Below are 2,545 nucleotides of genomic sequence, written 5' to 3'. Positions count from 1 at the left end.
GCGGAGTCCACGTGAGGCGGGCCGCCGCCGGGCGCAGCGTGCCGGCGAGCGACGGCCCCGACCGGGTCACCGGCCGCTTCCCCTACGCCATCGACCTGACACCGTCGGGTTGCCTGCACGCCGCGCTGGTCCGCAGCCCGCACGCGCACGCCCTGCTGCGCGCCGTCGACACCACCGCGGCCCGCCGCCAGCGCGGCGTCGTCACCGTCATCACCGGTGCTGACCTGGAACGATGGGCGGCGTCGCCGGACGTGTACGCGGGCGCGCCATTCCCGTACTTCGGCCCGGTGCTGCCCGACCGGCCGGTGCTCGCGATCGGGCGGGTCCGCTTCGCCGGGGAGCCCGTCGCGGCCGTGATCGCCCGGGACCTGGACACCGCGCGGGCGGCCGCCGCGACGATCCAGGTCGACTACGAGCCATTGCCGGCGGTGTTCACCCCGGACGCCGCGATGGCCCCCGACGCGCCCCGGCTGCACGAACGGATCCCGACCCGGGACGTGATGACGTTCCCCGACCTCGTCCTGCACACCGAGGACGGCGGGAACGTCTGCAACCACTTCCGGCTGCGCCGCGGCGACGTCGACGCCGGATTCGCCGCCGCCGACCACATCCTCTCCCACGAGTTCCGCACCCCGCAGCAGCAGCACGTCCCACTGGAACCGCACGTGACGATCGCGACGGTTCGCGGCGATGCCGCGGACATCTGGACGTCCGCGGCATCGCCGTTCACGGTGCGTTCGCAGGTCGCGGAGACGCTGCGGATGCCGGAGAGCCGGGTACGGGTGCGCATCCTCAACGTCGGCGGGGCGTACGGCGCGAAGACGTACCCGCGCCTGGAACCGCTGGTCGCGGTGCTCGCCTGGGCCGTCGAGGGCCGTCCGGTGCGCGTCGAGCTGACCCGTGCGGAGGAGTTCGTCACCGTCGCCCGGCACAGTTCGCTGGTGCGCATCCGCAGCGGCTTCACCGACGACGGCACGCTGCTCGCCCGCCGCGTCGAGATCCTCTGGGGCGCCGGCGCCTACGCCGACATCTCCCCGCGGACCATCAAGAACGGCGGGTACAGCGCCGCCGGCCCGTACCGCATCCCGAACGTGTCGATCGACTCCTACGCCGTCTACACGAACACCACCCCCGCCGGCGGGTTCCGCGGCTACGCGATCCCGCAGGTCGCCTGGGCGTACGAGAACCACACCGACCTGATCGCGCAGTCGCTGGGCCTGGACCCGGTCGAGCTGCGCGGGCGGATCCTGCTCACCGGCGGGGACGCCTTCGCCACCGGCCAGCTCATCGAGGACTTCCACCTCACCGACCTGCTCGGCGCGGTCACCCGCCGCCTCGGCTGGGACGCCGGCCCCGCCGGCACCCGGCGCCGCGAGGTCGCCCCCGGGATCGTCCGCGGCCGCGGCGTGGCAACCATTCTCAAGACGACCGTGACCCCCTCGACGTCCACGGTCGTGCTCAAGCTGGACGAGGAGGCCAACCTGACCGTGCTCTGCTCCACCGTGGAGATCGGCCAGGGCGCCCGCACCGTGCTGGCCCAGCTCGCCGCGGACGCCACCGGCGTGCCACTGGAACGGGTGCACGTCACCTATCCGGACTCGGCGACCACCGCCTGGGACCAGACGACCAGTTCCTCGAGGTCGACGCTGATGATGGGGGTGGCCGTCGAGCGCGCCGGGGTGGCGCTGCGCGCCCGTCTCGCCGCGCTGGCCGCGCCGCTGCTCGGTATCTCCGAGTCCGAGGTAGAGGTCGACGGCGGCAAGATCCGCGCCGTGGCCGCCAGCCTGACGGCCGGCGCGACGTCGGTCGGGACCGGTCCCGTCGGGGGCGGCTCGCCGGACGCCGACTTCGCCGCCGGGCGCACCTTCACCTACGCCGAGGTGCTCGAGCGTGCGCGAGCCGGCGGGCTCGAGGTCTGCGAGGTGCACGCCAGCGACGGCGGCCTGGACCCGGACACCGGCCAGGGCGTGGTGACGCCGCACTTCTACCACGCCGCCGCCGGCGCCGAGGTCGAGGTCGATCTGGAGACCGGCGCGGTCCGTGTCGTCGACCTGCACGTCGAGACCTACGCCGGGCGGGTGATCCATCCGACGTTCGCCGAGCTGCAGTGCGAGGGCAACGTGGCGTTCGGGGTGGGCCAGGCGCTGTCCGAGACCATGCGCTGGGGCGGCGACACGGGCCGGCTACTCACCGACAGCCTGCTGGAATACCGCATCCCCTCGGTGCGTGACCTGCCAGACCACTTCACCGTCGGGATGACCGAGGACCCGGCAGGCCCGGCCGGCGCGCGCATCCACGGCCTGGGCGAGACCGGATCACCGGCGGTGCCGGCGGCGATCGGCAACGCCGTCGCCGAGGCCCTCGGCCGGCACGCCCACGAACTCCCGCTGCACCCGGAACGAGTCTGGGCCCTGGCCCGCCTCGGCGCGGCCACCGGCGAGGAGCCCATTCCCGACGCCCCGGCTACCGACGCCCCAGCTACCGGCGCGCCGCCCGCCGACGATCCCCGCGTGTCCCGATGATGGCCGAAGCGGCCGTGGGGCCG

1 protein-coding gene is annotated in these 2,545 nt (G+C 74.3%); it reads left to right on the top strand.

The window, feature by feature from the left end:
* Window positions 1–11 precede the first annotated feature (11 nt).
* Window positions 12–2,522: a xanthine dehydrogenase family protein molybdopterin-binding subunit gene (locus MXD58_RS28805; RefSeq protein ID WP_248836587.1), complete on the top strand. Its 2,511-nt coding sequence runs from the start codon at window positions 12–14 to the stop codon at window positions 2,520–2,522.
* Window positions 2,523–2,545 lie beyond the last annotated feature (23 nt).

It is taken from the genome of Frankia sp. AgKG'84/4, from assembly GCF_023242965.2.
GTDB lineage: Bacteria > Actinomycetota > Actinomycetes > Frankiales > Frankiaceae > Frankia.
Note: the sequence above shows the minus strand (reverse complement) of the source record. Positions and strands in the feature narration are given on the sequence as shown.